The 1,540-nt window shown below is 70.7% G+C and carries 1 protein-coding gene; it reads right to left on the minus strand.

The window, feature by feature from the left end; all coding sequences use genetic code 11:
• The coding region (iscB, locus tag ABZ260_RS50935; RefSeq protein WP_355633149.1) for an RNA-guided endonuclease IscB at positions 1-1,355 on the minus strand (1,355 nt) is incomplete at its 3' end.
• Between the last annotated feature and the right edge of the window lie 185 nt (positions 1,356-1,540).

The following is a 1,540-nucleotide window of genomic DNA, read 5'->3' on the forward strand; positions in this document are numbered from 1 at the left end:
GGGGGAGGAAACGCGGCGCGGTGCCGCGTTTCCGGGTGGGTGGTGTAGCCGTAGCCGTCGGCTCGCTGGAGCAAGCGGATGTGGCGGTGGCCGATTCCCTGCACGAGGCCGTGCCGGGTGGTGATGTTGAAGCTGCCGGTGGAGCGGACCGAGACCCGCCCGGTGTGAACTCCGGTGTTCTTGCCGGTCGGGACGGTCGCGCGGACCAGGTCGCCGGTGGCGAACCCCTTGACCTGCTTGGTCCGGGGCAGTCGCAGGCGGGGGAAGCCGTAGCGGTCGGTGCGGGTACGGCAGTAGGTGCCGCGCCCGGTCGCCTTGACCACGAGCACGGTGAACGGCCAGGTGGTCACGGTGTCGAGCGAGCCGACGTGTAGCGCGTCCAATGTGTGGGATTTCGGCGCGCCGGTGCGGGAGCGGTTCCATTTGGTGCGCCCGCCGGAGGCGCCTGCCACGGGTAGGCCGGTGGCCTTCAGCGCCTGCCACAGTGCCCAGCGGGTGGTGTTGACGGCGGCGGCGTCGCGCAGTGGTGCTTTCGCCTGTTTGAGGATCTTCGCCAGGAGGGCAGGTCTGGTTTTCAGGAACTCCTGCACGAAGGTGGCGTTCTTGGTCTGGTTGCAGCCGATGCAGGCCAGGGTGAGGTTGCTGACGCGGTCGGAGCCGCCCCGGCTGCGGGGGTGGATGTGGTCGAGGTTGAGTGGCACGCCGCTCGCGCCGCAGTAGGCGCAAGCGCGCCTCCATTTGGCCAGCAGGTATTCGCGGACCTCGTACCCGGCGAGGGTGCCCTGCTGGTATTCCACTCCTTCGAGCGGCCGTCCGGCCGACAGGGCGTGGGTGTCGAAGGAGACCTTCTCCACGTGGACGGCGGCCACGGGCGCCCACCGGGACAGCCGAGCCACCCACGACAAGGTGGTGTCGACGCGGTGTCGCAGGGACGGCGCGAGCCACCCCTTCGGCTTGGTGCGGTTGAGAAACCGAGGGGAGCGGTAGCGCAGCTTCCGCCCCCGGCGGCCCCGGCGCAGTGCGGCCCGGGAGGCGAGCCTGTCGCGGATCAGCGCGCCCCGGTGGTCGAGCCGGATCGCATACCGTCCGGTCCGGCTCCCGTCATGGTCGGTGAACACGGCCAGGCCGGTGTGCTTGGAGCCGGGGTCGACACCGACCTGTACGCCTGCCACGGTGGAGTCGGCAGCCGACCGGTCCCTGAGACGGATGACGAACGGGGTGTGGCGGTGAACCACCGCCCGCCCGGCCGCCAGCAGACGACGGGCACGGGCGGGGTGACACGGGTCGAGCGGGTGGCCGCGGCGGTCCAGGACGAACACGACCGGGTGAACCTCACGGTTCGCTCCCTCAGACACCGAAACGCCCTCGGGGTGACGCCGGTGCGGCGGTGTGGCCGGACCGGTCTCCCCTCGCCCATGGTGAACACCAGGTACCGCCGCGAGGCGGTGTCCGTGAGCCGTTTCGTGCCCACCCTCGGGCGTGTCTGCTCCCACGGATTCGAGAGCTTGGAGCTGAGGAAGCACCCCAAGGTCGGTCTGCG

Origin of the sequence: Streptosporangium sp. NPDC006013, from assembly GCF_040614275.1 — a bacterium.
Lineage (GTDB): Bacteria > Actinomycetota > Actinomycetes > Streptosporangiales > Streptosporangiaceae > Streptosporangium.